The sequence below is a fragment of the Nocardia sp. NBC_00511 genome, assembly GCF_045161165.1.
In the GTDB taxonomy this organism is placed as follows: domain Bacteria; phylum Actinomycetota; class Actinomycetes; order Mycobacteriales; family Mycobacteriaceae; genus Nocardia.
In genome coordinates, this window is record NZ_CP107849.1 from 3515752 (window position 1) to 3542704 (window position 26953).

A 26953-nucleotide genomic window follows, 5' to 3' on the forward strand; every position below is an offset into this window, starting at 1 on the left:
CGCAACACGCGAACACCTGTGTCGTCGAGTCGGCTCGAACCCGCGCGCCCCTGAAGTCCAGCGGCTGATGGAATCTCCTATGCGGGCGGGCTTTTCAGGAGGTTGGTGGCGACGGTCTTGCCGAGGGTGTACTGGTTCTGGAGGGCGATGTCGAAGCCGCCGGAGGTGGTGTCGAGGAGGTCGGTCACGGATTGGCCGGGGTAGGGCTGGTCGAAGTTGCTCATGGTGCGCAGGGATAGGTAGCGGTTGAGGTAGCCGTGGGCCTTCAGGGCGGTGGCGGTGGCGTTGTCTTCCATTTGGGTGGTGCAGTAGGTGCCGTCGCCCTTGGTGCGGAGGGTCATGATGTAGGCGGCGGTGTCGGAGATGGACTTGCCTGCGAAGTAGTCGTCGCCGGTCATGGTGTCGCACTTCATGACCGCGGGGGTGCGGGCTTCCTGGCCGGGGTAGTGGGAGCGTTCGGCGACGGCTTGCGGGCTGTCGGCGAGGGGTACGCCCCGGGTCAGTTCGAAGGCCTTGTCGACCAGCGTGGGGTCGAGTTGATATACGGCGGTGTTGTAGTCCTCGACCGGGCGGTAGCCGAAGGGCACGTCGGGGGCGGTGGCGGGTTCGAGGTGGTTGCCGAGGTCGAAGTCGACGACCCAGCGGGCCCAGGCCGCGCCGCCGAGGGTGCCTTGACCGGGTGGCGTGCCGCCGATGCCCGCGGTGAGGAAGTAGGCGTGCGAGAAGTCGAACTTGTCGCTGCCGAGGATGGCCATCATGGTGGTGGCGGCATTGGCCTTGCCCTGGCCGGTTTCGGCGACGCAGAGGCGATCGGTGTTGCAGCGCACGGGTTTGAACGCGCCGGGCACCTCGACGGTGGTGGGTAGTTGCTCGTGTTGCAGCCAGACCGCGTTCTCCGGGTCGAACATGGTGATGACGAGGACGCCGACATCGATGCGGCCGGAGTCGCTCTTGGCTCCGGACGAACATCCGGTCAGCGCCAACGCAGCCACGAACCCCGCGATGGCAACTTTGTGGCAACGGCTCGTCATGTGCAGATGGTAAGCGACATTCCGGTCCAATGCCCGATTCCCGGCCCGAGTATCGAACTCGGACCGGGAACCACGCACCCTGGGCAGCCGGTCGGCTACCCGTCGACGGCGAGCACCGTTCCGGCCGCCACCGTCAGGTTGCCCTCACGCACGGCGAACCCGAGACCGGGCTCGAGCGGCACCGCGCGATCCAGGGTGACGGTCATGTCGACCGTCTCCCCGGGCACCGCGCGCCCCTCCGGCAGCACCACGTGACCGGATACGTCACCGGTGCGCACGAAGAACTGCGGCCGGTAGCCGCTGACGATCGGCGTGCGCCGCCCGCCCTGCGCCGCGGTCAGCAACCGCACCCGGGCGGTGAACCCGGTGTGCACCGCGATGCTGCCGATGGCCGCGACCACCTGCCCGCGCGTCACCTGATCCCGCTGCACCCCGCGCAGCAGCAGCGCGACATTGTCGCCCGCCTCCGCGGATTCCATGGTGCGCCCGAAGGTTTCGACACCGGTGACGACCGCTTCGAACTGCTGCCCGTAGCCGAGCAGGCTCACCCGGTCGCCCATGCGCACCTGCCCGCGCTCCACCGCACCGGTCACGACGGTGCCGCGGCCGGTGATGGTGAGCACGTTCTCGATCGGCATCAGGAACGGGGCGTCGAGGTAGCGCTCCGGCATCGGCACGTACTCGTCGATCGCGTCCAGCAGCGTCAGCAGCTGGGCCGCCCAGTGCGGGTCGCCCTGCAGCGCCCGCAGCCCGGAGACCGGAACCACCGGAGCGCCGTCGCCGTCGAAACCATTGGCGGACAACAGCTCCCGCACCTCCAGCTCGACCAGTTCGAGCAGTTCGCCGTCGGCCACGTCGGACTTGTTGAGCGCCACCACAACATGCTCGACTCCGACCTGACGCGCCAGCAGCACGTGCTCGGCGGTCTGCGGCATCACGCCGTCGTCGGCCGAGACGACCAGGATCGCCCCGTCCAGCTGGGCCGCACCGGTGATCATGTTCTTCACGAAGTCGGCGTGGCCGGGCATGTCGACGTGCGCGTAATGCCGAGTGGCCGTTTCGTATTCGACGTGCGCGATATTGATGGTGATGCCGCGCTCGATCTCCTCCGGAGCCCGGTCGATGCGGTCGAACGGGACGAAGGCGGTGCCGCCGCGCTCGGCCAGCACCTTGGTGATGGCGGCGGTCAGCGTGGTCTTGCCGTGGTCGACGTGACCCATGGTGCCGATGTTCAGGTGCGGCTTGGTGCGGAGGTAGGCCTGCTTGGCCATGACGAATTCTCAATTCTGGTGGCTGTCACTGTGGGACAGCGGGATTCGAGGGAACCTCAGGGGTGAGCCGACCTTCCCCGTCCGAGGTCCCGGGACATCCCGGAGAAGGTCAGCTTCGTGCGCCGTCGAATGCGGAAGCCACCAGGGCAGCGGCCATCGCGCCCGCGACTGCGGGGAATGCGGCGATGGACGTTGCGAACATGCGGATGATGATGCCGGAGCGAAGCTCGAGCGCGCCAGTTATTTTCGCGAGGCCGAGCCGGTCTCCGGAACGCGGGTGAGCGCGGTGAACAACGCGGCGGCCAGTATCACCACGGCCGAAACCAGCAGTGCCACTTCGAGTCCGTGCCGGAACGCCGATGTCGCGACCCGCAGCACCTCGCTCACCTTCGGCGCGTACTTGATCATCGTGGCCAGGTCCAGCCCGGACGGGATGCGGCCGCGCTCCACCGCGTCGATGGCCAGCGGTTGCAGGTCGGCGGGCAGTTGCAGTTCGTTGAGCCGGGTTCGCAGATCCGCGGTGAGGAAGCCGTTGACCAGCGAACCCAGCACGGCCACACCGATTGCCGCGCCCACCTGCCGCATGGTGTTGGTGGCGGCGGCCGCCATCCCGGACTGCTCGGCGGGCAGCCCGGCCAGCACGGCCGAGGTCAACGGCACCACCGCGACCCCGAATCCCAGCCCGGCGAGCGCGAGAGTCGCTGCGAGCGGCCAGAATTCGACGGTTCCCGCCAGCGCCTGCCGGGTGGCCAGGATGCCCGCCGCACCCACCAGACAGCCGGTGATCATCGGCCCGCGCGCCCCGGCCCGCGCCACCCAGTACCCCGCCGCCAGCGATCCGAGCATGATCGCGACGGCCATCGGCGCGAACACCCCGGCCGTGCGCGCACTCGAATAGTGGATCATCACCTGCAGATACAGCGCGGTGAAGAAGAAGATCGAGAAGACCCCGAAGTAGACGGCGAAGGCCACCACCAGCCCGCTGCGCACCAGCGGCAGTCGCAGATATCGGAAGTCGAACACCGGATTGCGCACTCGCGCCTCGACCGCGATGAACCCGAGCAGCGCCAGCGCGCCGAGCACGAACAGCGCGACCACCTCCGGCGCACCGTAGCCGCGGTTCTCCCCCGAGATCGCCGCGTAGATCACCGACCCGAGAAAGACCGCGCCGAGCAGGAATCCGCCCCAGTCGATCGGTCCCGGCCGCGGGTCGGAACTCTCGGGCACATAACGCAGCGCCGCCGCGAACACCACCACACCGATCACCAGGTTGAGCCAGAAGATCGACCGCCAGCCGTAGTGGTCCACCAGCACGCCGCCCACCACCGGACCCGCCGCCAACGCCAGCCCCGATACCGCGGCCCACACCCCGAGCGCCTTCGCGCGGGCCTTGTCGTCCGGGAAGATCTGGCGCAGCACCGATAACGTGCCCGGCTCGGAGGCAGCGGCCCCGACACCCATCACGGCCCGCCCGGCGATCAGCATCGGCACCGTGGTGGCGAGGGCCGAAAGCACCGATCCCGCACAGAAGATCGCCAGCCCGATCACCATCACCCGCTTGCGCCCCCACCGGTCACCCAGCGATCCGGCCGCCAGCATGAGGCACGCGAACACCAGCGTGTAGGCGTTGACCACCCACTGCAGCAGCGTCACATCGGTGCTCAACTCCGAACGGATATCGGCGAGCGCCACACTCACGATCGTGGTGTCCAGGAACGTCACGAACAGCACCGCGGTCACCGTCGCCAACGCGATCCCCGGTCGCGCCGCCCGCGCACCCCCGCTACTCACCGCCCCAGATTACCGACCGAAACCGACCGTCCGGCCACATCGAAACCACTGGAGCGCCTCATGTTTCCAACGATTCGGCGATACAGCTACCACTGATACACAGAGCTGAGGGCCTCCGCCCCGACCACACCGCCACCTCGAGGCGGCTCGCGGGGTTGAGCGGAACCGGCGGTCCGGGTCGGGATCGCATGGCATTGTTCCGATCATGTGTGGGTGTGGGCTCATCGGCGGGGGCGGATGGGGGCCGGTCTGTTGTACGGGCCGGTGAGCGGATCGGTGCTGGCTGGCCGGGTTATCGGCGGGGTGCGGATCCCTCTAGACTTCCGAACGGGGAGGTCGGTTTGTTGAGGTTTGCCGTACTGGGCGAGGTTCGCGCGTGGCGCGGGGACGCGCCGCTCGACCTGGGTCCGCCACAGCGGCGCGCGGTGCTCGCGGCGCTGCTGCTGCGCGAGGGCAAGGCCGTGACGGCCGATGACCTCGTCGAGGGGATCTGGGGTGAGGATCCGGTGCTGCGCGCCATCGCGGCGCTGCGCACCCACGTGGCCAAGCTGCGCCGGGAACTCGAGCCGGAGCGGGCCAATCGCGGGCCGTCCGCACTGCTGATCTCCGTCGGGGACGGCTACGCGCTGCGAGTACCGCCCGGCTGCACCGATATCGCGCAGGTCGAGGAGCTCACCGCGAATGCCGCACGGCTGCGCGACGAGGATCCGGTGCGGGCCCGCGAGATCCTCGAATCCGCGCTCGCGCACTGGCGGGGCGCGGCGCTGGGCGCACTGCCCGGCCCCTTCGCCGAACGGCAGCGGGCGCGCCTCGAACAGTGGCGGCTCACGCTGCTCGAGGATCGGCTCGCCCTCGATATCGCCACCGGGCGCAGCGCCGAGGCGGTCGCCGAACTCGGTCCGCTGATCCAGGAACACCCACTGCGCGAACGGTTCCGGGCGCTGCGCATGACCGCGCTCTACCATTGCGGTCGCCAAGCCGACGCACTCGAGGAGTACGCCAGCGCCCGCCGCGCCCTGGTCGACGGTGTCGGAGTGGAGCCGGGCCCCGAACTCAGCGAGGTGCACGCGCGCATCCTGCGCGCCGACCTGCCACCGGTCGCGCGGCCCGCCCGCGCCCCGGCCGTCCCGGCCCAATTACCGCCCGATATCGCCGATTTCACCGGTCGCACGCAGATCGGCGCGGAAATCGCCGCACAGCTCACCGCGGATCGGGGCACCGTCGCGATCTCCGCGATCACCGGCATGGGCGGAGTCGGCAAGACCACCCTCGCCCTGCATGTGGCGCACCGGGTGCGCGAGAGCTTCCCCGACGGACAGCTGTACGTGAACCTGCACGGCGTCGACCCCGAACCGGTGTCACCCGGCGACGCGCTCGGCGGGTTCCTGCGCGGACTCGGTGTCGCCGAGGGCGACATCCCGCCGAGCGTGCAGGATCGCGCCGCACAATTGCGAACCCTGTTGAGCGACAAGCGCGTTCTGGTCGTCCTCGACAACGCCCGCGACAGCGCACAGGTCGCGCAGCTGCTGCCCGGCACGCCCGGGACGGCGGTGCTCATCACCAGCCGCTCGGCCTTCACCGAAATGTCGGCGGTCCACCGCACCCGCCTGGACGTGCTGGAGACCGAAGAGGCCAGAACCCTGCTGACCCGCATTCTCGGCGCGGAACGCATTACGGCGGAACCGGACTCGACCTACGCGGTGATCCAACAGTGCGCGCGACTGCCGCTCGCGGTGCGGATCGTAGGCTCCCGGCTGGCGGTGCGACCGCAGTGGAGCATCGCCTTCCTGGCCGAAAGGCTGGCCGACGAGAGCCGCCGACTGGAGGTGCTGCAAACCGGTGAACTCACCCTGGAGGCGGCGTTCCGGCTCGGCTACGGGCAGCTGAATTGCGAGCAGGCCAAGGCCTTTCGGCGCTTGGCGCGCGCGGACGTCCCCGACTTCCCGGTCGACGGGGCGGCCGCCGTGCTGGATGTGCCGGTGTTCCAGGCCGAGCTGCTGTGCGAATCACTCGTCGACCTGAGCCTGCTGGAGACGCCCGCGCCCGGCCGCTACCGCTTCCACGACCTGGTGCGCCTGTTCGCGGCCGGACTGGCCGGCAGCACCGCCGACCGGGATCCGGGCGAACGCGAATCCCACATCGTGGAGCGACTGCTGGAGTACTACCTGGCCAGCTCGAAGAACCTGCTCGGCGCACTGGACTACAGCAACACCACGCTGTTGCTGGTGCCCACCGCGATGCCCGGCCACCCGTTCCTCGACGGTAGACAGGGTCAGGCGTGGAACGACGTCGAACGACCGGTGGTGATCGCACTGCACCGGCAGGCGGCGCGCCTGGGCGGGCGCTCGGTCGCGCTGGCCGCGGATCTGGCCTGGGTGATGGCCGAACTGATGGACACCGGCACCCGGGCGCGCGAGCTCACCGACGGCCTGAAAGCGTTGCTGGACACCGCCATCCGGGACGAGGACCACGGCAGCGCCCGCCGCCTGCGGGTGGCGCTGGGCGCGATGATGCAGATCGGACTCGGCGAGGTGGAGGCGAGTCTCGAATACCTGCAACCGATCTCGCAGCCCGTCGACGACGCCGAACGCCGATTGCAGGTGCTCGCCGAGATCCTGCTCGGCGTCGCGGATCGGCGCGTCGGCAACACCAAGGATTCGCACCGGCACTACGCCAATGCCGTCGCCTGGACGCGGGCCCTCGGCGACCGTTCCCTGGAGGCGTGGATTCTGGCGCTGGCCACTCGGACACTGTGCGAATCGGCGCAGTACGCGGAGGCGATCGCGGTCGCCGAGCGGGCGGTGGTGCTGGCGCACGAATCCTCGAACGCGGTCGCACTGGGCTGGGCCACCCACGAATTGGCCGCGACCCGCTCGATGCTCGGCGAACACGAGCTGGCCCTGGAACTCGCCGCGGAGGCGGTGCGCATGACCCATCGCAACGGGGTGCGGCTGTGGGAGGGCTGGGCCCGCACCCGGCTCGCCCAGATCCACCTGCGCGCCGGGCACTGCGCCGCCGCCGAACTCGAGGCCACCGAAGCCCTGCTGCTGTTGAGCAAGGCCGCCGACCCCCTCGACCGGGCCCGGGCGCTGGCTCTGCGCGCCCACGCGCGCGGGACCTGCGGGGACCGGGCCGCCGCCGAACGCGAACTCGCCGACGCCGCCGAGATCTTCCGCCGCGCCGGACTGCCCGCCCCGACCCTGGCCACGCTGTTCTCGCCGGGCCCCGCGGACCGGTAGCGATCGGCCCGCACCGGGTTGACGTTTATCCGCTACTTATCGGTGCCTGGCAGCGTGCTACCTCGCAGATATCGGCGGGCAACCGGCGAGGTCGGCGAACGATGAAGTCGTGTCCGCATGTGCGCGAGGGGTGCGCATGCGCGTCATGCAGTCCGGGAGACCGTCGCCAAGGGTGGCGGCGGTGATTCCGGTTCCCGGGTCAGGCCGCTGGCGAATCCAGGGCGAGGCCAAGTCCGCGCAGGTGATCGGCCGCCGTGCCCTGCTCGAATTCGGCCCGTTTGGCGGCGGTGAAATAGCGCTGCATCGGATAGTCGAGGTAGATGCCCGCGCTGGCATGGACATGGACGGCGGTGTGGGCGACGCGATGACCGGACTGGGCCGCCCAGAACTTCGCCACCGCGATATCCGAATCGGCGGGCAGACCGTGTGATTCGCGCCAGGCGGCCTGCCAGAGGGTGAGCCGGACCGCCTCGACGTCGATATAGGCGTCGGCGAGACGCTGACGGACGGCCTGGAACGCGGCGATGGGTTTGTCGAATTGCTTTCTGGTGCGGGCATATTCACAGGTCAGCTCGAGGGCTCGTTCGAGAATGCCGAGCTGGAGGGCGCAGGTGGCGAGCGCGAAACGGCGGCGGGCCCACGCGGCCGCTCCCGGTGTCGTGACGGCCTGTTCGCCCGGGATCGTCGCGCCCCGGATTTCCACCCGTGCGGCATCGGTGCCGTCCACGGCGTGCTGCGGAACGACCGTCGCGTCGCCCCGATCCACCAGCAGCAGAATCGAATTCGTGTCGACGCGAGCCTCGACCAGGTAGGCGTCCGCGAATGTGCCTGCGGCGACGACTGATTGACTGCCCTCCAGTACCCAGCCGTCCGCACTCGACCTGGCTTCGAAGCAGGTGAATTCCCGCGCCAGGACCGGTGCCAGTATCTTGTCGCCGCTCAGCAGCGACGGCATCCATCGCTGTAGCTGTGCGTCACTGCCGAATTCGGCGAGCGTGGCCGCGGCGACCGCGATGGTCGCGGCATAGGGCGCGGGCGCGACGGTCCGGCCGATCTCGGTGAGGATCGAGCAGTGTTCGAGCAGCCCGAACCCGCCGCCACCCGCCCGCTCCGGCAGCGCGGCGTCCAGCAACCCGGCGCGCGCCATGGCCCGCCACAGCTGCGGGTCGAATCCGGTGTCGTCCGGACGCGGGTGGCGTGCGGCCCAGTCGGTGAGTAGTTCCCGGGCCAGTCCGGCGAGGTCGCGCTGCGCCTCGGTGAATTCGAAATCCATGGTGTTCCTTTTCGATCGGGCTCAGCGAGTGACGGGCAGGCCGAGTGCGGTCTTGGCGATGATGTCACGCTGCACCTCGTTGACCCCGCCCCCGAAGGTGAGGATCAACGACGAGCGATGGAATCGTTCGATCCGGCCGCGCAGCAGTGCCCCCGGCGAATCGGCCCGCAGCACAGCGTCCGCACCGAGCACCTCCATCAGCAGTCGGTACCCCTCGGTGGCGAATTCGGTCCCGAACACCTTGGTGGCCGAGGCTTCCGCCGGACTCAGCTCCCCCGAGTCGGCCGCCCACGCCGTGCGCCAGTTCCGCAGTTTCAGATACTCGGCGTGCGCGTGCACCCGTGCCAGATGCAGTCGCACCCATTCCGCGTCCATCACCCGCGACCCATCCGGCAGCCGCGTCTCCCGCGCCCACTCCCGCACCTGCCGCAGCGATTCCCGCAGTGGCGCAGCCGAACTCAGCGCCACCCGCTCATGATTGAGCTGATTGGTGATCAGCGCCCACCCTCGACTCTCCCCGCCCACCAGGTTCCCGGCGGGCACCCGCAACCCGTCGTAGTAGGTTGCGCTCGTTCCCACCCCAGCCATGGTGTGCACTTTTGTCCACGAAAACCCCTGTGCCGCTGTAGGAACGATCAGAATCGACAATCCCGCGTGCTTCCCGGCACCCGGATCGGTCCGCGCGGCCAGCCACACATAGTCCGCGTACTCGATCAGGCTGGTCCACATCTTCTCCCCGTCGACCACGTACTCCTCCCCGTCGCGCACCGCCCGAGTCCGCAACGACGCCAGGTCGGTTCCCGCCTCCGGCTCGGAATACCCGATCGAGAAGTGCAGCTCCCCGCGCGCGATCCGGGGCAGGAAGAACTCCTTCTGCGCCGCGGTCCCGTACCGCATGATCGTGGGCCCCACCGTGTTCACGGTGAGATACGGCAGCGGCACCCCCGCCGCCGCGGCCTCATCGCTGAAGATCATCTGATCCACCATCGACCGGCCCTGTCCCCCATACTCTTCCGGCCACCCCAGCACCAGCCACCCGTCCGCCCCCAACCGCCGAACCACGTCCTTGTACACCGCCCCGCTCCCGTGCTCACCTCCGCTCCCGGCCCGCATCCCCGCCCGAATCTCCGCTGTCACCAGCTCGGCAAAGTACTCCCGCAACCGCTTGCGCAGCCGCTCCTGATCCTCCGTGAAACTGATCCGCATTCCCCGAACCTACGAACACCTCCCCTCCCCCCGCCCCGACTGGCAGGAACCTGCCAGAGGGAGCGCGGGCACGCGGCCGGTGACAGGATCGGAGGATGGAGCGGGTGCGGGGCGGGATCGTTCGGTTCGGGCAGGACGGGCAGTGGGATCGGGACGTGGATCTGCTGTTGCGACGGGCCGAGCGGGAAGCGGTTGTGGCGGTGTCGAATCCGACCCGGTCGAGTGATCATCTGCGGTTGGGGCAGGTGGTGGTGGGGGATCTGCTGGCGGCGGGGAAGCAGGTGCGGCTGCTGTATTCGCCGGACTATCTGGAGAGCCGGGGGCGGCGGCCGGTGTTGCGGCACTCGTCGCTGGGGGCGCAGATTCGAGTTACGGACAACGACTTTCACAATGCCCTGATCCTCGATCGGCGGGTGGCGGTGCTGTGGAGTGGGGCGGGGGCGCGCGTTCCGTACGCGTACCTGGTGCGGGAGCCCGCGGTGCTGCGGGCGCTGCACCAGTTCGCCTTGCTGACCTGGCAATCCGGGCACGGGCTGCCGGGTGAGGGTGGCGGGGCGGAGATCGGGGAGGCCCTGCGGGCGACGCTGCGGATGCTCGACCTCGGGTTGAAGGACGAGGTAGCGGCCCGGCAGCTGGGGGTGTCGCTGCGAACCTATCGGCGGCATATCGCCGAGCTCATGACCCGGCTGGGAGTGCGAACCCGGTTCCATATCGGTGTGCGCGCAGCCGAACTCGGCCTACTCGGCGGGGGCGAGCACTAGCCGCGAGTCGCGCTGCCCGGGTCCGCCGGGCGGGTGTGGTTAGATTGCGCGGAGTTTCGCCGAGTATTTGCTGTGCAATCGATCCTGTTGACTTTGAGCAACGGTGGAGGCGGGCCTGTTGAGCGTGCTGCGCGGACATAAGATCTTGGTTTCGAATCTGGCTCTGGTGCTTGTTTTCGGTGCGGGTGCGAGTTATCTGGCGATCAAGGACATGCGGGTGCGCGGTCCGGGCAGCACCTTCTCGGTGACCGTGCAGCTGGACCGTTCCGGTGGGTTGCAGGCCGGTAACGACGTCACCTGGCGGGGCTTCCGGGTGGGGTCGATCAAGGCGATCCAGCTGATCGACGGTGGCGCGGGCGTACAGGCCGTCGCGGAAATCGAAGAGCGATACAAGATTCCGGCCGATACCGCGATCTCGGTGGGCGCGCTGTCGGGAGCGGGCGAGCAATACCTGGACTTCCGACCCAATACCGATAAGGCGCCGTACCTGCACGACGGGCAGCTGGTGCGATTCGATCCCAAGCGGATCAGCACCCCGACCCCGATCTGGCAGACGCTCTCGGACAGCAATGCGCTTATCGCACAGATAGATCCGGACAAGTACGCCGTGATCCTGAGCGAGCTCGACACCGCGCTCAGCGGCGGACCCGAGCAATTGCGCAGCCTGATCAATGGATTGAGCCTGGCCACCAACGGCCTGGACAATCTGCTGCCGCAGACGGTCAGCCTGATCGAGAGTCTGCGCGTCATCGCGGGCACCACCTCGCACGCGCAACCGGATCTCGGCACGCTGACCCGCAATTCGAGTGTGCTGGCCGAGCAGGCCCGGGTCGCCAACACCGAACTGCGCCGATTCCTCGACCAAGCGCCCGAACAGCTCGTCATCGCGCAGGCGACCCTGGACCGCAATATGGATCCGATCCAGGGCCTGGTGACCACCATGAGCGCCATCGTGAATGCCGCGCTGCTGCGGCTGCCGGCGCTGCGCGCCCTGTTCCCGGCGCTGGTCGTGGGCACCAGCGCCATGGGCGTCCCGGCGCACGACAATGAGTTCTACACAATCGTCGACATCTGGCCGCGGCCCTGGTGTGAGTACCTGAGCCGACCGCTCGCCCCCTTCGTCGTGACGGACAACCAGTTCAATCGCTCGAACTACTGCGACAATCCGCCCGCCGACCAGCAGATCCGCGGGTCGGGCAACGCCCCGCGCCCGGATGTCCCCAACAATGGCGCGCACCGTCCGACCGGAGTCGATCCGCAGGAGCGCACGCTGCCGCCGGTGCGCTGATCCCGGGGCCCGCGAGGGCCGATCTCCGGCGCGCCCCGCGACACGCGGCGGGCGTGTCGGCGCGCCCGCCGCGCTTCTTCCCGCGATTCCGGATTCGCACCCGTAAGAATGATCATCGGTACCCAGTGGTCCCAAGCTTGTGCCAATGAGAGGTGTCCCTTCGCCCTGATAGGCGGCATTCCCAGGGTGGCGGGCCAAGGCTAGGAGAGGGTCGAGACTCGATGAAGAGCAGCAGTTCCCTCGGCTGGGCGGCGCGGTCGGCGGTGCTCGCCGGTGTCGCGACCGCCGCGTTCGCGGCGGCGCCCGCGCAGGCCGAACCATTGTGGCCGGGTGGCCCGGATGTTCCGGGTGTTCCGGCGATCGTGCCCGGCATCGCTCCCAGCGATGTCGGCGCACCGTGCCAGACGACGGGCACGCGTGCCTGCCTCAAGCTCGACACCAACGAGGCATGGCTGATGGACAACGGCAAGGTGGTCTTCGGACCGACGCCGATCTCGCACGGCATGCCCGGCTTCGAGACCCCGCCGGGTGTGTTCCATGTGGCGTTCAAGAAGCCGTTCCATTGGAGCACCATGCACAACGCGCCGATGGAGTACGCGGTGTTCTTCAACGGGGACATCGCCTTCCATATCGGGCCGGTGGACAAGAAGTCCCACGGCTGCATCCGGATGACCCCGGACGGCGCGCGCGAGTTCTTCAACTACCTCAACCCGGGTGACACCGTCGAGGTCGTGTCCTAGTTCGATGACTGTGGCGAAGCCCCCTCCCGTGCACTGGGAGGGGGCTTCGCTTGTTGTTACTGGGCCGGGGCGTTGTGGTACGCGACCACCAGCCAGCGGTCATCGCGGCGGACCATGGTCCAGGTCGCCAGCACCCAGCGGTCCGCGGGCGGCTGCTGCTCTCCCGCGAACAGGATCGACGAGCGGCTGACCACGACGGCGGTATCCGGGTTGGGGAAGCGCACCTGCTGGGGCTCGTCGACCACGCTCGAACCACGCAGCGGCCCTTCGAAACCGGCGGCCATGCGGGCCCGGACGGCCTCGCGGCCGACGCTGTACACGCCCGGCAGCACGGAGGTGGCGTCGACGTCGTAGTCGGCGATGAAGGTCTCGGCGTCATTGGCCGCCCAGGACCGGTAGATGCCCTTCAGTACGTCCAGCACGGCGGCGCGGTCGGTGGTGACGGCGGTGTCGGTCATGATGTCTCCTCGGATTGCGGCCGCGTGGATGCGGCTCACGAGTACCTACCGGCGGGCCGTGCCGGATTCATCGCTCGCGGTGTATGAATTTCGGCAGGGAACCGGAACGAGGAGCTGAGGGCATGGCGGACACGGACTTCGCGGCGAGCACCGACCGGTATCGGCGGGAATTGCTCGCCCATTGCTATCGCATGCTCGGCTCGGTGCAGGATGCCGAGGATCTGGTGCAGGAGACGCTGCTGCGGGCCTGGCGGGCCCGCGACAGCTACGACGAGAACCGGGCGGGGATGCGGACCTGGCTGTACCGGATCGCGACCAATGCCTGTCTCACTGCCCTCGAGCAGCGTGGGCGGCGGCCGCTACCGGCCGGACTCGGTGCGGCGGGTGAGGATCCGCGCGAACCCCTGGTGCACGGCGGGGAAACCCCTTGGCTGCAACCGATTCCGGACTCCATGATCGCGGATCCGTCGGAATCGGCGCTGGTGCAGGGCAGTCTGCGGCTGGCCTTCGTCGCTGCCCTACAGCAGTTGCCCGCCAAGCAGCGGGCGGTGCTCGTGCTGCGCGAGGTCCTGGACTGGCCCGCCGCACAGGTGGCGCAGGCCCTGGACATGAGTCCGGCGGCGGTCAACAGCGCCCTGCAACGTGCCCGGAAAACCCTGCACAGCAGCGGACTTCGCGAAGATGAGGTGGTCGAGAACGCTGCGCAGCGGGCCGTGGTGGACAGCTATGTGGCCGCCTTCCGCCGGGCCGACCTGGCGGCGCTGGAGAAGCTGCTGGCCGACGATGTCATTCTCGAGATGCCGCCCATGCTCAATTGGTTCGCGGGGCGCGCGGACTACATCGGGTTCATGGAGTGGGTCTTCGAGATCCACGCCCCGGACTGGGAGATGGTGCCGCTGTGGGCCAATGGTCAGCCCGCGCTGGCCGCCTACGCCCCGGACCCCGCCGGTGGGCACACCCTGCACACCTTGCAGATCTTCACGATCACCGCGGGACTCATCAGCCACCTGATCACCTATCAGGTTCAGGAGGTGTTCGACCTGTTCGACCTGCCGCCCCGATTGCCCTGAGCCTCACTCGCTTCCGTCGCGCGCACCGAGCAGCTCGTGCTGGTGCGCGAAGGCGGCGGCCTCGGTCCGGCTGGCCACACCCAGCTTGGCGAGAATCCGCGACACGTGCACCCCCGCCGTGTTCGCACTGATGAACAGCTCCGCCGCCAACCCCCGATTACTCAACCCTTTGGCCACCAGCCTGAGCACTTCGAGTTCCCGCGGTGTGAGCCCATACCGCCCGGAAGCACTGTCGCCCTGGACTTTCGAGGCACCGGCCGCAGCCCGCTCCGATGCCCCGCCCGGTAGTCGTCGCGCGGTTTCAGCGGATAGTCGCCGCACGGGCGAGCCGTTTTCGTGCCAGAGCAGGCCTGAGTGTTCGGCCAGCTGTGCGGCAGCTTCCCGCAGCGGCACCGCGTCGAGGCGAGTGGCGATATCGGCCGCACTGCGCAGCGCGGTCTCCGCTGCGATCAGATCTCCCTCGGCCGCAGCGGTTTCCGCCAGCCCGAGCAGCGATGCGGCTTCGTCGTAGGGTCGTTCGAGGTCGCGCCAGGCCGTGGCGGCATCACTCCAGCGGGCGGCGGACCCGGTGAGATGCGCGGTGAAGACGGCGCGATAGGCGGCATCGACGGGCGAGGTGGTGAGCAGCGAGTCCGCCAGCGCGACCAATTCCGGTGGTGCGCCGGGGATCCGGACGGCCAGCACCAGCAGTGGCCACGCCTCGTGCGGGTGGGCGGACAGGGTCGCCAGCGCCTGCGGCCCCGCACTGAGGGCGGTCAGCTCGACCACGGCGGTTCGTGAATGGTTGCGGTACAGGGCCGATTCGCTGATCAGCGCCGCGAGTTCCAGGCGGTACTGCAACGCCCACCGACTCTCCCCCAATAGTCGCCGTGCCACCGCCACGGCGTTTTCGACGCGATCCGTATCCCCCTGTGCCAGTCCAATTCTCCCGAAGCACAGCAGCAGCGCGGCCCGGCTCAGCGGCGGCATCGACTCGAATTCGGTGTCGTCTACGACCGCGCGGGCCTCGTCCCAGCGCCCCAGCGCTGTCAAGGCCTGCGCCCACTTGACCAGCAGGATCGGTGCGGCTTCGGCGAATCGGAAGGACTCGTGCGCCGCCCGCAACCCGCGCTGCACCGACTCGATGGCGGCCCGATACCGACCGGCCCCGACCAGCACGGCCGACTCCCAGGTCGCGACATCGACCACGATCCGCGGATCCGCCGCCGCGACCGCGGCCCGCCGAGCCGCCTCGAATCGCGCCAGCGCCCCGTCGATATCGTGCGATCCGGCCAATCCGAGATGCGCATGTGCCCTGGCGCGCAACGTGTCCGACTCGAATTGCTCCGCGATAGCGAGCGCCTCCCCCGCAGCCGCGGCGGTCCCCTCGGCATCCCCCTGGAAGATCCGGATGGCGGCCGACTGCACCAGCGCCTCGGCCCGCTCCAGACTCGGCGGATCCGCCGGCAGCAAGGCCAGCGCCCGCGCCAGATCCTCCCCCGGCCCGGCTCCGGTCGTCGCGCGCAGATACGCCCGCCGCCGCAACAACCGCGCCATCCGCTCGGCACCGACGGCTGCTTCCCCCTCCACGTCGCCGCCACCGAGTGCAGCAGGCGCGGCATGGGTGGCAGCGGCGGCGGTGTCTATCAGGGCGAGGGCGGCGTCCGCGGCGGCGATGCCGTGTTCGGTGGCCCCGCTGGCGCTGGCGACGTCGACGATCTGTTCCAGGACAGCGAGTTTCGTGGTGTGCAGGGCGGTCGCGGCGGCGGGAACCCGATCCCAGAGGGCGCTGACCTGTTCCAGTAGGCGCAGGCGTTCGGGATGGGTGGCGGGCACGGCCGAGGCGGCGGACCACGCGGCGGTGAGGGCCTTGTCGAGCTGACCGGCCGCTTCGGCATGATGAGCGAGCTGGCCCAGGAGTTCCGGATCAGTGGAATCGGTTCGGGCGCTGAGGACTTCGGTGATGTGGGTGTGCAGGCGCAGACGTTCGGCGGGGAGCAGGTCGTCGTGCAGGGCCTGGCGAATGAGGACGTGGCGGAATTCGTAGCCGGTGCCGGTCGTCAGCAGCAGGTGGCGGTCCACCAATTCGCGTAGGCCCGTGTGTAGTTCGTCGTCGGGTAGCCGCACCGCGGCCGCGAGCAGTTCGTGGCGGATCGGGGAGCCGATGACGGCGGCGGCGCGGACCACGGTGCGCGCGACGGGATCGAGTCCGGTGGCGAAGCCGAGCAGCAGGTCGGCGAGGTCGGCGGGCATGCGGCCGGGCGCCTGCCCGAGCGCCTCGACGAAGAGCGGATTGCCGCCGCTGCGTTCGAAAACCATGGTGATCAGGGCGGGTTCGGGTTCGCGGCCGAGCAGCGCGGCGAGTTGGCGGCCCACCTCGTGGCGGGTGAGCGGATGCAGGTCGAGCACCCGCACACCGGGGTTGCGGCGCAGTTCGGCGACCAGTCCGCGCAGCGGCCCGGCCTCGCCCGGCCGATAGGTGCCGACCAGCAGAGCGTCGGCGTCGGCGAGGTTGGCGGCCAGGAAGGTGAGCAGTTCGCGGCTGGCGTCGTCGGCCCAGTGCAGGTCTTCCAGGGCCACGATCACCGGCCGGGTGAGCGCGGATTGCTCCAGCACGGTGAGAATTTCGCCGAACAGCCGCACCCGGTCGGCGTCGACGGCCGCGCCGCCGGTGTGAACGGCCAACTGCGGCAACCAGTTCGACAGCGCCGGTCGTGGCGGGAGCAGCGCGGCGACGGCCTGGACACCCAGCTGCCGCACCAGGGCGCGCAGTACGGCCAGGAACGGCGCGAACGCGACCCCGCCGGTCCCCAGCTCCGGACAGCGTCCGATCAGCACCAGCGCGTCGCGGCCGAGCCGCTCGGTGAACTCCCCCACCAGCCGGGATTTGCCGATCCCGGCCTCCCCCGCGACCAGCACCGTATGGATGCCCGGGTCGCGTACCGCCTCGAGGAGTACGGACACTTCGGCGGCCCGCCCGACCAGGGCGCTACTTCCGGGAAAACTCACCACTCGATGATCATGCCGCGACCGGGGCGCACTGCCGACCCAACTGGTAAATAACGACTTCTCGTGATGTGGCGACCTGGTCTTTATCGGAAGACTTCTTCTCATGAGCAGCACGGACATCCGCCCCTTCCGCATCGACATCCCGCAGGCCGACCTCGACGACTTGCACCGGCGCCTGACCCGCACCCGCTGGATCGACGAGGTTCCCGGCATCGGCTGGGAACGCGGCGTGCCGACCGCCTACCTGCGCGAGCTGGCCGCCTACTGGGCCGACAAGTTCGATTGGCGCGCAATCGAATCGACCCTCAACGCGTATCCGCAGTTCACCACCACCCTCGACGGTCAGCAGCTGCACTTCCTGCACATTCGCTCCGCCGCCGCCGACGCCACCCCGCTACTGCTGATCCACGGCTGGCCCGGTACGCCCGCCGACTTCCTGGACCTGGTGGGCCCGCTCACCGATCCGGCCGCCCACGGCGAGCCCGACGCGCCCGCCTTCCACCTGGTCATCCCGTCCCTGCCCGGGCACGGCTTCTCCGGTCGGCTCACCGAAACCGGCTGGGACGACGGCAAGGTGGCGGCGGCGCTGGCCGAGCTGATGACCCGACTCGGGTACCAGCGCTTCGGCGTGCACGGCGGCGACCACGGCGCGTTCGTGGCCCCGCGCCTGGCTCGCGAGCACGCCGATCGGGTGATCGGTGTCCATGTCAATGCCCTGGTGACCTTCCCGAGCGGCGATCCGGCCGATATGGCCGCCCTCACCGACGGCGAACGGCAGCGCCTGGCCGCGATGAAGCAGTTCCAGGACGACGGCTCGGCGTACATGAACCTGGCCGGGTCCCGCCCCGACACCCTTGCGCAGCTGCTGGCGGATTCGCCTGCGGGACAGCTCGGCTGGATCATCGAGAAGTACCAGGAGTGGACCGATCGGACCCACGAGCTGCCCGAGCAGGCCATCGACCGCGACAAGCTGCTGACCACCGTCGCGATCTACTGGCTCACCGACACCGCGCGCAGTGTCGCGAACTACTACTACGAGCGCTTCCACGACCACACCATGTTCGCCCCGAAGCCGAAGGGCACCGTGCCCACCGGTGTCGCGGTCTTCACCACCGCGGACTTCGCGATCCGCCGTTTCGCGGAGCGGACGCATCACATCGTGCACTGGTCGGAGTTCTTCTCCGGCGGCCACTTTCCCGCATTGGAGGTGCCCGACTTGCTGACCGGTGATCTCCGCGAGTTCTTCGCCGGACTCCCCCGCTAGACCCGTCATGAGAAAACCGCACTGCGATCACCCTCGCGCAGTGCGGTTTTCGCTGTCGTTCTTGCCGCTCAACGTGACCCGCGCTACAGTTACGCACCAGTAGGAACGCAGGCGTTCCCAGATTTACGGTGGAGGATACGCATGGTCAGGCCCACGCACCCGTTCGCGTCGACCGGATCCGGCGAGACCGCCCCGGCCATACCGATTTCCGATCCACTCAGCGATGTGCGGACCCTGTCCACCGCGCTGGTGGCACATTTCGCCGAGCATGTGGCCCGCTGCGGCACGCTGCCCGGCGACGCGCTGCGCGGGGAGGTCACCACCGTCACGCGCACCGCGCTCGAACTGGCCCACGGGGTGCTCGAGGGGCGGGACGTGAGCTCCAAGATCGAGCGACTACAACGGGCGGGCGCGGAGTGGGCGCGGGAGGGCATACCCATCGGGACCATTCATCGTGCGGTGCACGATGGATTCGCGCTCAGTTTCGACCTCATCGTGGACGCCACCGGGCCCGAGGACTACGCGCGGCTGGCGGTGACGGCGCGGCGGCTGTTCGAGGTGCTGGCGATGGTCGATTCCGCGTTCGCCGTCGCGTATGTGCAGGAGCATCGGGCGGTGGTGGCCGAACACCACAATGCGGTGCACACCGTGGCCTCCGCGCTGCTGGCCGGACACCCGACCTCGACCATGGCCCGCGCGGGCGGCGTCGAGATCGACGAGTCCTATTACATTCTGGCCCTGAGCATTCCGGCGCACCCCGGCGAGTCCGACGCCGCGGTGGACGGCGAGGTGGTGGCCCGGCGCAAGCTGCGGCGCATCCAATCCGAACTGGCGCGCCGCTACGACGGGCTGGCCCTGTCGCTGCTGAGCGCCGACGGTGGCACCGTACTGCTGCCCGCGAACGCGGTGGCCGCCACCGCACTCGACGACATGATCGCCGGATTGTCCGCCGCCGCACAGGTTCCCGTGACCGCCGCCATGATTCATGCCGAGACGCAACGCATTCCGGACGCCGCCGAACAGGCGCACGAACTCCTGGACATGGTGCAGCGCCTGGACTGCGCATCCGGCCTGCACCGCTTCGACGAGCTGGCGATGGAGTACCAGCTCACCCGGCCCGGTCCCGCGCGTGAATACCTGGGCACGCTGCTGGATCCGCTGGACGCGCACCCGGAGCTGCTCGAGACGCTGCGCCGCCATATCGGCAACGACCTGAGCCGACGACATACTGCGCGCCTGCTGGGCGTGCACACCAATACCGTCGACAACCGGCTCAAGCGCATCGGGCAGCTCACCGGATTCGATCCGGCCCAGCCGTCCGGACTCTGGTATCTGCGTTCCGCGCTGGTGGCGCGCAGCTATCGCCGGTCCGAACGGGTTCGAATGGGGCGTCCCGCGAGCATCGAGGCGACCAGCGCGGTGAACGAGCGATGCTCGCCGAGCGCGCGGCGCGACAGCGCCACCGACCACACCGTCTCCACACCCGCCGGCGCGAGCTGACGGCCCGCGAGCCGGTCCTCGAGCCAGTCGACCATGACCGGCACGGCCAAGAACTGCAGCGGCAGATGAGTACTCAGGCGGTCGCGAATGTAGCGGACGTGCGCTCCGCGAGCCTGATAGCGCCACACGTGCGCGTCCACGTCCGCGACCGCGATCACTTCGTCGTTGACGCCCTGCACCACGAACAGCGGCATGGCCGGGGCCGTCGCGCCCGGGCGGATCTCGTCGAGCACGGTCCGCATCTCCGGACGGGTGAGCAGTGCGCCGAGCCCACCCTTGATGTGCCGGTTGACATCTCGACCGGCGAGCCGGGCCAGCAGCGGCAGGGTGGCGCTGTCCTCCGCGCGCTCGAGCAGCGCCAGATAGTCCGGTGCCACCAGTTCCCGGAAGAGTTGATCCAGGCGCGGGTAGGCGCGGCGCAGTCCGGCGGTGAACACCATCGCGAATCCGGCGAACGGTGAGCCGTTCAAACGCACGAACGCCGCCGCCGGATCACCGACCGGCGATCCGGCGACCGCGCCGACGATATTCAGTTCCGGCGCATAGCTTTCCGCCGTCTCGGCCGCCCAGGCGGTGGCCAGCCCACCACCCGAATAGCCCCACAGCCCGATCCGGCTGCGCGGATTCAACCCCAGCGGTTCGAAGCGCAGAGCCGCGCGCAAGCCGTCGAGGGCGCGGTAGCCGGGTTCCCGGGCCGCGCCGAAACGGCCGCCCAGGCCCTCGTGATCCGGAATCGAGACCGCCCAGCCGCGAGCGAGTGCCGCGGCGACCAACGGCAGTTCCAGTTGCGGGATCGCACCGAACGCGCGAGCCCCGTGCCGTAATGCATAGGAGGGGAAGCACTTCGGTGCGACCGCGTCGATCGCGCACTGGAACGACACCAGCGGCCGGTCGTAGCGCGGGTCGGCGTCCCAGGGCAGCAGCACGGTGGTGACCACGGCCTCGGGTGCGCCGTCGAGATCGGTGCTGCGGTAGAGCAGCTGCCAGGCGTGCACGCGCTGCGGGATCAGACCGAACAGCGCCGTGCGCACCCGGCGGGCGCGCAGGATCGCGCCGGGCGGCACGCTGCCCGGATCGATCGGCGATCGGTAGAACGGATCGTCGCCGGGCAGCAGCGGGCGCTGACTCGGCGAGTCGAAAGCGACTGTCGGATCGCCGGTTTCGACCGCATCGCCGATCGTCATCGTGTTCCTTTCGAAAGGGCGCGGCTAGAGATGGCCACCGCCACCGATCATCCACGGGTTGAAGGCGCAGACCAGGTCGGGGTGGGCGGCCGGGTCGAGGGCGCGCAGCACGATCGAGGCCGCGCGCGGTGAGTACATGATGGTGAGATGGTCGGAAACGTCCTCGGGGCAATCGGTTTGCAGCGTGATGTTCTGCACGCCGGCCTCCGGGCCCGGGGTGAGGAAGGTCCACTCGTAGGGATTGGAGATCTCATCGTGGGTGGTGCCGACGACGGTGTAGTCGACGCCGGGCACGGTGTCGCCGTCGGCGTTCAGCTTGGCGTAGAACGGGGAGCCCACGGCCTGTTCGGTATTGGCCTGTCCGATGAACGGCTGATAGAACCCGAGAATATCGATGCCGAGATTGGTGATGAATCGGCCCAGGCTCGCGATTCCCAGCAGTGAGGTGCCGTGATTGGTGGCTCCGAAACTGATGACCTTGGCGACTTTTCCCTGTCCGCCTTCGAATTTCATATATTGGGTGGTGACCGGTCCGCCCTGGGAATGCGCGACGATATCGACGCTGGGCGCGCCCGTGGCCGCCAGTACCCGGTCCACGAACTGGCCCAGTTGCCGGGCGGAATCCTCCATCGGACCGACGCCGTAGCGGCCGGGCAGAATCGGGCCGAGACCACCGCCGCTCAATGGCGTCTCGCGGCCGAAATTGAAAGCGAAGACACAGAATCCGGCGCGGGCGATCTGCGGCGACAGAAAAGAGAAACTGTCGTAGGTGTTCAGCCAGGTGCCGTGCACCAGGACGACCGGTTGCGGGTGTTCGGCGCTGGGCTTGCAGTTCCAGTTGTTCGCGCCGGGCGGCGCGGAATCCGGATGCAGCAGGCCGTAACCGAACGCGCCCAGGAACGAGGTCATTTCCGGGCCCTCGCCGATCGCGTCGGAGGCGGTACTCGCGGTCGCGGATCCGGTACCGCTGCCGGAATCGGCGGATCCCGGATCGGCGGTGGCGGCGCCGGTCGAGAGTGCGACGGCGCAGGCGGTGGCACTCGCGAATACGAAACGTCCGATCGACCGCGTGGTCGGCCTCATAAGCTATCTCCTAGTCGAACGAATTCGACCGAATGCGTCGAATTCGATTGCGACCGTAAGTTCCCGGTGTGGTCCGTGTCACCGGTGCTGTGCCAGGTGACAGCCGTCCCAGCCGAAGGCGGAGACCGGTTGTGTTCTTGGACAGCGCGAGCTCAGCCCTCGGGCGCGCTCGTGATCAGGATCGCGGTGCGGGTGAACAGCGGGGCCAGTTCCGGCAGCGCCTCCGCCCCGCGCTGATGCAGGCAGGCGCGCACCCGATCGTCGATGCCGCCCAGCAGCATGTCGACCAGTTCTCGATCGGGTTCGCCGGTCAGGTCGCCGTCACGCACGCCGACGCGGGCCACCGCGAGAATGTAGTCGACGAAGCGCTCGTGCACGCCCAGCCGATGCGTCACCAATCCCTGTCCGGCCACCAGTGTTTCGATGTACAGCGCGCGGGTCGCGGCGGGCTGAGCGGCCAGCACCCGAAGATATATCTCGAAGGAGATGCGGACGCGCTCGGCGAAGTTCACGCCCTGCAACCCGGTGACGGTCTCCTGTAGCTGCTCCAGCGCCACCCCGACCGCGAGATCGTATGCGGCCGCGAAACATTCGTCCTTGCCACCGAAGACCGCGTAGAACGTGCGGCGTGCCACCTGTGCGCGGGTCACGATATCGGCCACCGTGGTCGCCGCGTACCCCAGTTCACCCACCGCCTCGAGCACCGCCTGGCACAGCCGCTGGTACTGCGATGCCGCCACCTGTTCGCGGGTCAGCCCATGCCGCCCGCGCGGCAACGGTCCAGTCTCACCCACAGCGTCCACACTCACGTCCCCAGAATAAGTTTCCACGTCACCGAGCCGCTAACGGTCCGGCCAGTACCAGGGCGGCTCGTCGAGCCGACTCTGTCCCGCCACGGTGGTCGCACCCTCGCGTTTCACCAATTCGATCATGCGCAGCCGTGCCGCGTACTCGTCGATCACCCCGATGAGTTCCTCGGAGTGCGTGACCACCACGATCTGGGTGTCCTCGGCGGTCTTGGCGATGAGGCGGCCCAGCGGGCTCAGCAGTTCCGGATGCAGGCTGGTCTCGGGCTCGTTGAGCACCAGCAGTTCCGGGGGGCGCGGCGAGAGCAGGGCGGCGGCCAGCAGCAGGTAGCGCATGGTGCCGTCGGAGAGTTCCGCGGTCCCGAGGGCCCGGAACAGCTTGTGCTGGTGCAGTTGCAGTTCGAAGCGGCCTTCCCGGTTCACGATCTCGATGCGACTGCCCGGAAACGCGTGGTCGATGGTCTCCGCGAGTGCGGTGGCGTCACCGATCTCGAGAATGGTCTGCAACGCCGCGGCCATATCGGCGCCGTCGTGCGCGAGCGCCATGGTCCGGGTACCGACCTGACTGGCCCGCGCGGGTGCGGCACTGTCGGTGCGCAGATGATCGTAGAACCGCCACGAGCGCATGCGTTCTCGCAATACCAGCAGGTCCGGGGCCCGCTGCGGATCGGCGATCTCCGAGAGCATGGAGTCGAACGGCTTGATGGTCAGCGGAACCGCACCCCACCCGCCACCTTCGCCGCGCAACCGCACCACGGGTCCGCCGCGTTCGGCCAGCGCGGTCGAGGGCCGCAGCACCGGCCCGGCCCACGCGGCCTCGGATTTGATCTCCGGATCCCGATTGAACATGGACTTGCCCGGAATCGGCACCCCCAACTCGGCCGCGTACCCGAAGTCGTGCGCCGCGAATCCGAGCTTCAGCGCCAGCGGCACATTCGGCCCGGACCGCCCGGGCCCCGCGAAAAGCGTGGAATCCAGTCCACCTTCCCGAGCCAGCCCCGCCACCGCCCCATTGCGAGCGAAGTCCGCCAACAGCCGCAGCACCCGATACAGACTGGACTTCCCACTCCCATTGGCCCCGGTGATCACGTTGAGCCGGTCGAGTCGAACCCGCAGCGCGCGCAGGGACCGGTAGTTCTCCACCGCCAACGTGGTCAGCATCCCCCAACCCTATTGGTTACCGACCAGTCAGCACTGACTACCGCAACCGGGCGCGCCACATCGAAAGTCGACCGGCAGGCGTGGGTCAGCGGTGGGTGCTGCGCCAGGCTCGGTAGGCGGGGCGGCAGCAGACCGCGCAGGGGCGGTAGCCGGTGGCGATGGCGGTGGGTTCGTCGGCGAAGAAGACTCGGTGAGGGGTGTAGCCGCCTTTGGAGAGGGCTCGTAGAGCGGAGGGGCAGTCGAGGCGGCCGTAGATGCGGAGGCGGGTGTGGCCGCCGAAGGTGCCGCGGGTGGGGCTCGGGTAGGGGCCTTCGGGGCCGAGCAGGGTGTAGGGCATGGCGGGTCAGGCGTCGTGGAAGACGAGGCCGAGGGTCTGGCGTTGGCCGGTGCGGATGAGGCTGACGCCGTGGCGCATCGGGGCCGCGGACCAGCCTCGGGTGGAGCGGACGGGGCGGTCTCGGGTGGTGAAGATGAGGCCGTGGCCCTGGGGGAGGGCGATGGCGGAGCCGCGGGATTGGGCTCGGGGGCGCTGTTCGAGCATGAGGAATTCGCCGCCGGTGTAGTCGACGCCGGGGGCATCCAGGCCGATGACGACCTGAAGGGGGAAGACCATGTCGCCGAACAGGTCTCGGTGCAGGGCGTTCCAGTCACCGGGGCCGTAGCGGAGCAGGATCTGCGAGCCCTTCACCTGACCGGCGCGGTGACAGCGCTCGATCCAGTCGGTGAGGTCGGGCGGCCAGGAGCCGGGACGGCCCAGGCGTTCGGCCCAATCACGGGCGATGGGAAGGAGTTTCGGGTAGAGGGAGGCGCGCAGTTCGGCGACCACATCGGGGAGGTCGTGGGTGAAGTAGCGGTATTCGCCCGAGCCGAAGCGGTGCCGCGCCATGTCGACGGTCGAGCGGAAGTGTCGCTCCTCGTCGTAAAGGGCAGTGAGAGCATGACATTCGGCGGGGCCGAGCAGCGGGCCGGTGAGGGCGTGGCCGTGGGTGTCGAGTTCGCCGGCCAGGGCCGCCCAGTCCTGCTGGGCGACCCGTCCGGCCCACACCGAGGGCAGGGCCGGGGCCGTCATCGGGCCACGTTCAGCAGCGTGGGCTGCTCGAGGTCGAGCAGTCGGCGCTTGCGGTCGACGCCACCGGCGTAGCCGGTGAGCGAGCCGTTGGCCCCGACCACCCGGTGGCACGGGCGCACGATCAGCAACGGGTTGGCGCCCACCGCCGCGCCGACGGCCCGCACCGCCTCGCGGGGTGCGCCGATGCGCCGGGCGATCTCGCCGTAGCTGACGGTGGTGCCGTACGGAACCGCCTCCAGCGCCTGCCACACCCGAATCTGGAATTCGCTTCCGCCGCTGGCGTGTTCGATGTCGAACTCGGTGCGTTCACCGGCGAAATACGCGCGCAGCTGCTCGATGATCTCCGCGAACGGCCCGGCCTGCCGGGTCCAATTCGACTGGATCACAAAGCCTTTCCCGCCCGCGATGGCGAGGGTGGTGAGCAGCACGCCCGGCTCGGCCGGTTCGCCCGCCAGCAGGAGTTCGCCGACTGGGCTGTCGATTGTGGTGTACACGGTCATGGTTTCCTCCTGTGCCGATCCGGTTACCTCATTCACTCTGGCCGAGCCACGAGCGGATCACCGGCGGAAAACAGACACCGCGTCCGGGTCGCTAGCGAACTCAATTTCGACAGGCAAACTTGCAAGTTTTGCTGTCGTGATGCAGGCTGGGGCAGATGACCAGCGAATCCGGACAGCGCCCACCCGCCGAGGTGGCGGCCGCGTCGGCCGACCTGCGGGTGGCTGCGGGCCGGCTGCTGCGGCGGTTGCACGCGGCCCGCGAGAGCGTCGAGATGACCATGGCGCAGGCCGTGGTGCTGAGCCGCCTCAGCGTCGAGGGCCCGATGTCCGTGGCCGACCTGGCCCGCGCCGAACGGGTGCGCCCGCAATCCATGCGGACCACCCTCGGCACCCTCGAACAGCGCGGCCTGGTCGCGCGGGCCGCGCATCCGACCGATCGGCGTCAGGTGCTGATGTCACTGAGCGCCGCCGGCGCGGCGCTGCTGCTGCAGGCCCAGGGCGCGAAGGAGGGCTGGCTGGCGCACGCCATCGCCACCAAACTCTCGCCCGCCGAACAGGATTCGCTGATCGCCGCCATACCCCTCCTGGCCCGCCTGGGTGAGGACTGATCTACCGAATACGTTTTCTCGGAAAGGGATTCCCATGACCTCGGATCTGCTCGACCCGCGTACCGCCCTGGTGGTCATCGATCTGCAGCGCGGCATCGTCGGCAGCCCCACCGTCCCGCACCCGGTCGAGGACGTGGTGCGCCGCAATGTCGAACTGACGAAAGCCTTCCGCGCACATGACCTTCCGGTGGTGCTGGTGCGGGTCTCCTTCTCCCCCGACGGCGCGGATGTCGCCCCCGGCCGCTCCACCCAGTCCATGCGCGGCGCGACCTTCCCGGAAGGTTGGGACGAGCTGATCGACGAGCTCGACGTGCAGCCCACCGACATTCGCATCACCAAGCGCCAGTGGGGCGCCTTCTACGGCACCGACCTCGACCTCCAGCTCCGCCGCCGCGGCATCACCACCATCGTCCTGTCCGGCCTCGCTACCAGCATCGGCGTGGAATCCACCGCCCGCGCCGCCCACGAACACGGCTACCACGTCGTCATCGCCACCGACGCCGTCACCGACCGCGACGCCGACGCCCACACCCACTCGATCACCAAGATCTTCCCCCGCCTCGGCCTCACCGCCACCACGGAGGAAGTCCTCGACGCGCTGGCCAAGCTGGACCAGCAGGGCTGAGCCTTCACGCGGCCCGACCTGGGCCGCGAACAACTGA

General features: G+C 69.1%; 22 protein-coding genes and 1 pseudogene. 9 read left to right on the forward strand and 14 right to left on the reverse strand.

Annotated elements, in window-relative coordinates:
* Positions 1-77: 77 nt before the first annotated feature.
* The 3 genes from OG300_RS16675 to OG300_RS16685 all read right to left on the reverse strand — a co-directional run bounded on the left by OG300_RS16675 (position 78) and on the right by OG300_RS16685 (position 4093).
* Positions 78-1031, reverse strand: coding sequence for a purine-nucleoside phosphorylase (locus OG300_RS16675; protein ID WP_405496908.1), 954 nt, complete (start codon positions 1029-1031; stop codon positions 78-80).
* Between the two features lie 95 nt (positions 1032-1126).
* On the reverse strand, positions 1127-2302 hold the full coding sequence (gene tuf, locus OG300_RS16680) for an elongation factor Tu (protein ID WP_405496910.1): 1176 nt from the start codon (positions 2300-2302) through the stop codon (positions 1127-1129).
* 240 nt (positions 2303-2542) lie between these two features.
* The gene (locus tag OG300_RS16685; protein ID WP_405496912.1) at positions 2543-4093 is read right to left on the reverse strand and encodes an MFS transporter; all 1551 of its coding nucleotides are present in this window, start codon (positions 4091-4093) and stop codon (positions 2543-2545) included.
* A gap of 344 nt (positions 4094-4437) precedes the next feature.
* Between OG300_RS16685 and OG300_RS16690 the strand changes: the two genes are divergently transcribed.
* The gene (locus OG300_RS16690) at positions 4438-7332 is read left to right on the forward strand and encodes a BTAD domain-containing putative transcriptional regulator (protein ID WP_405496914.1); all 2895 of its coding nucleotides are present in this window, start codon (positions 4438-4440) and stop codon (positions 7330-7332) included.
* A 199-nt stretch (positions 7333-7531) separates the two neighbouring features.
* Here OG300_RS16690 and OG300_RS16695 read toward each other — a convergent pair whose 3' ends face one another.
* Together OG300_RS16695 and OG300_RS16700 are read right to left on the reverse strand one after the other, a co-directional pair.
* The gene (locus OG300_RS16695) at positions 7532-8605 is read right to left on the reverse strand and encodes an acyl-CoA dehydrogenase family protein (RefSeq protein WP_405496916.1); all 1074 of its coding nucleotides are present in this window, start codon (positions 8603-8605) and stop codon (positions 7532-7534) included.
* A 21-nt stretch (positions 8606-8626) separates the two neighbouring features.
* The gene (locus tag OG300_RS16700) at positions 8627-9811 is read right to left on the reverse strand and encodes an acyl-CoA dehydrogenase family protein (protein ID WP_405496918.1); all 1185 of its coding nucleotides are present in this window, start codon (positions 9809-9811) and stop codon (positions 8627-8629) included.
* 95 nt (positions 9812-9906) lie between these two features.
* Between OG300_RS16700 and OG300_RS16705 the strand changes: the two genes are divergently transcribed.
* The 3 genes from OG300_RS16705 to OG300_RS16715 all read left to right on the forward strand — a co-directional run bounded on the left by OG300_RS16705 (position 9907) and on the right by OG300_RS16715 (position 12600).
* On the forward strand, positions 9907-10572 hold the full coding sequence (locus tag OG300_RS16705; RefSeq protein ID WP_405496920.1) for a hypothetical protein: 666 nt from the start codon (positions 9907-9909) through the stop codon (positions 10570-10572).
* Positions 10573-10738: 166 nt separating this feature from the next.
* Entirely contained in the window at positions 10739-11860 is a 1122-nt protein-coding gene (locus OG300_RS16710; RefSeq protein WP_405496922.1) for an MlaD family protein, read from the forward strand.
* A 221-nt stretch (positions 11861-12081) separates the two neighbouring features.
* A complete protein-coding gene (locus OG300_RS16715; RefSeq protein ID WP_405496924.1) occupies positions 12082-12600 on the forward strand; it encodes a L,D-transpeptidase in 519 nt (172 codons plus the stop codon).
* 56 nt (positions 12601-12656) lie between these two features.
* Here OG300_RS16715 and OG300_RS16720 read toward each other — a convergent pair whose 3' ends face one another.
* Complete coding sequence (locus OG300_RS16720; RefSeq protein WP_405496926.1) at positions 12657-13058, reverse strand: SgcJ/EcaC family oxidoreductase; 402 nt, start codon at positions 13056-13058, stop codon at positions 12657-12659.
* Positions 13059-13141: 83 nt separating this feature from the next.
* On the opposite strand from OG300_RS16720, the gene OG300_RS16725 reads away from it, so the two are divergent.
* The gene (locus tag OG300_RS16725) at positions 13142-14128 is read left to right on the forward strand and encodes a sigma-70 family RNA polymerase sigma factor (protein ID WP_405496928.1); all 987 of its coding nucleotides are present in this window, start codon (positions 13142-13144) and stop codon (positions 14126-14128) included.
* 3 nt (positions 14129-14131) lie between these two features.
* Here OG300_RS16725 and OG300_RS16730 read toward each other — a convergent pair whose 3' ends face one another.
* Positions 14132-17116: an AAA family ATPase gene (locus tag OG300_RS16730; protein WP_405496930.1), complete on the reverse strand. Its 2985-nt coding sequence runs from the start codon at positions 17114-17116 to the stop codon at positions 14132-14134.
* A 103-nt stretch (positions 17117-17219) separates the two neighbouring features.
* Here OG300_RS16730 and OG300_RS16735 point away from each other — a divergent pair, with 103 nt between their 5' ends.
* Together OG300_RS16735 and OG300_RS16740 are read left to right on the forward strand one after the other, a co-directional pair.
* Positions 17220-18380, forward strand: a complete 1161-nt coding sequence (locus OG300_RS16735) for an epoxide hydrolase family protein (protein WP_405496932.1) — start codon at positions 17220-17222, stop codon at positions 18378-18380.
* A gap of 1095 nt (positions 18381-19475) precedes the next feature.
* A pseudogene (locus OG300_RS16740) lies at positions 19476-19718 on the forward strand (helix-turn-helix domain-containing protein); the annotation flags it as partial.
* A gap of 20 nt (positions 19719-19738) precedes the next feature.
* On the opposite strand, the gene OG300_RS16745 reads toward OG300_RS16740, so the two are convergent.
* The 7 genes from OG300_RS16745 to OG300_RS16775 form a co-directional block, all read right to left on the reverse strand.
* Entirely contained in the window at positions 19739-21064 is a 1326-nt protein-coding gene (locus tag OG300_RS16745; protein ID WP_405496934.1) for a lipase family protein, read from the reverse strand.
* A 24-nt stretch (positions 21065-21088) separates the two neighbouring features.
* On the reverse strand, positions 21089-22147 hold the full coding sequence (locus OG300_RS16750) for an esterase/lipase family protein (RefSeq protein ID WP_405496936.1): 1059 nt from the start codon (positions 22145-22147) through the stop codon (positions 21089-21091).
* A gap of 152 nt (positions 22148-22299) precedes the next feature.
* Positions 22300-22956: a TetR/AcrR family transcriptional regulator gene (locus tag OG300_RS16755; protein ID WP_405496938.1), complete on the reverse strand. Its 657-nt coding sequence runs from the start codon at positions 22954-22956 to the stop codon at positions 22300-22302.
* 33 nt (positions 22957-22989) lie between these two features.
* Positions 22990-24114, reverse strand: coding sequence for an AAA family ATPase (locus OG300_RS16760; RefSeq protein ID WP_405496940.1), 1125 nt, complete (start codon positions 24112-24114; stop codon positions 22990-22992).
* 85 nt (positions 24115-24199) lie between these two features.
* The gene (locus OG300_RS16765; RefSeq protein ID WP_405496941.1) at positions 24200-24451 is read right to left on the reverse strand and encodes a metal-binding protein; all 252 of its coding nucleotides are present in this window, start codon (positions 24449-24451) and stop codon (positions 24200-24202) included.
* A gap of 6 nt (positions 24452-24457) precedes the next feature.
* Positions 24458-25183 (reverse strand): 2OG-Fe(II) oxygenase, encoded by a 726-nt coding sequence (locus OG300_RS16770; protein ID WP_405496942.1) that lies wholly within the window; start codon positions 25181-25183, stop codon positions 24458-24460.
* Positions 25180-25683: a methylated-DNA--[protein]-cysteine S-methyltransferase gene (locus OG300_RS16775; RefSeq protein WP_405496945.1), complete on the reverse strand. Its 504-nt coding sequence runs from the start codon at positions 25681-25683 to the stop codon at positions 25180-25182. The genes OG300_RS16770 and OG300_RS16775 overlap by 4 nt, the downstream gene beginning before the upstream one ends.
* A gap of 155 nt (positions 25684-25838) precedes the next feature.
* On the opposite strand from OG300_RS16775, the gene OG300_RS16780 reads away from it, so the two are divergent.
* Positions 25839-26291, forward strand: coding sequence for a MarR family winged helix-turn-helix transcriptional regulator (locus OG300_RS16780; RefSeq protein WP_405496947.1), 453 nt, complete (start codon positions 25839-25841; stop codon positions 26289-26291).
* A 34-nt stretch (positions 26292-26325) separates the two neighbouring features.
* Positions 26326-26916 (forward strand): hydrolase, encoded by a 591-nt coding sequence (locus OG300_RS16785; protein ID WP_405496949.1) that lies wholly within the window; start codon positions 26326-26328, stop codon positions 26914-26916.
* The last annotated feature ends 37 nt before the right edge of the window (positions 26917-26953 follow it).

Coding starts and splice junctions, on each gene's coding strand:
- OG300_RS16675 (WP_405496908.1), bottom strand. CDS start 1,031: ATGACGAGCCGTTGCCACAAAGTTGCCATCGCGGGGTTCGTGGCTGCG.
- tuf (WP_405496910.1), bottom strand. CDS start 2,302: ATGGCCAAGCAGGCCTACCTCCGCACCAAGCCGCACCTGAACATCGGC.
- OG300_RS16695 (WP_405496916.1), bottom strand. CDS start 8,605: ATGGATTTCGAATTCACCGAGGCGCAGCGCGACCTCGCCGGACTGGCC.
- OG300_RS16700 (WP_405496918.1), bottom strand. CDS start 9,811: ATGCGGATCAGTTTCACGGAGGATCAGGAGCGGCTGCGCAAGCGGTTG.
- OG300_RS16705 (WP_405496920.1), top strand. CDS start 9,907: ATGGAGCGGGTGCGGGGCGGGATCGTTCGGTTCGGGCAGGACGGGCAG.
- OG300_RS16715 (WP_405496924.1), top strand. CDS start 12,082: ATGAAGAGCAGCAGTTCCCTCGGCTGGGCGGCGCGGTCGGCGGTGCTC.
- OG300_RS16720 (WP_405496926.1), bottom strand. CDS start 13,058: ATGACCGACACCGCCGTCACCACCGACCGCGCCGCCGTGCTGGACGTA.
- OG300_RS16725 (WP_405496928.1), top strand. CDS start 13,142: ATGAATTTCGGCAGGGAACCGGAACGAGGAGCTGAGGGCATGGCGGAC.
- OG300_RS16735 (WP_405496932.1), top strand. CDS start 17,220: ATGAGCAGCACGGACATCCGCCCCTTCCGCATCGACATCCCGCAGGCC.
- OG300_RS16745 (WP_405496934.1), bottom strand. CDS start 21,064: ATGACGATCGGCGATGCGGTCGAAACCGGCGATCCGACAGTCGCTTTC.
- OG300_RS16750 (WP_405496936.1), bottom strand. CDS start 22,147: ATGAGGCCGACCACGCGGTCGATCGGACGTTTCGTATTCGCGAGTGCC.
- OG300_RS16760 (WP_405496940.1), bottom strand. CDS start 24,114: ATGCTGACCACGTTGGCGGTGGAGAACTACCGGTCCCTGCGCGCGCTG.
- OG300_RS16765 (WP_405496941.1), bottom strand. CDS start 24,451: ATGCCCTACACCCTGCTCGGCCCCGAAGGCCCCTACCCGAGCCCCACC.
- OG300_RS16770 (WP_405496942.1), bottom strand. CDS start 25,183: ATGACGGCCCCGGCCCTGCCCTCGGTGTGGGCCGGACGGGTCGCCCAG.
- OG300_RS16775 (WP_405496945.1), bottom strand. CDS start 25,683: ATGACCGTGTACACCACAATCGACAGCCCAGTCGGCGAACTCCTGCTG.
- OG300_RS16780 (WP_405496947.1), top strand. CDS start 25,839: ATGACCAGCGAATCCGGACAGCGCCCACCCGCCGAGGTGGCGGCCGCG.
- OG300_RS16785 (WP_405496949.1), top strand. CDS start 26,326: ATGACCTCGGATCTGCTCGACCCGCGTACCGCCCTGGTGGTCATCGAT.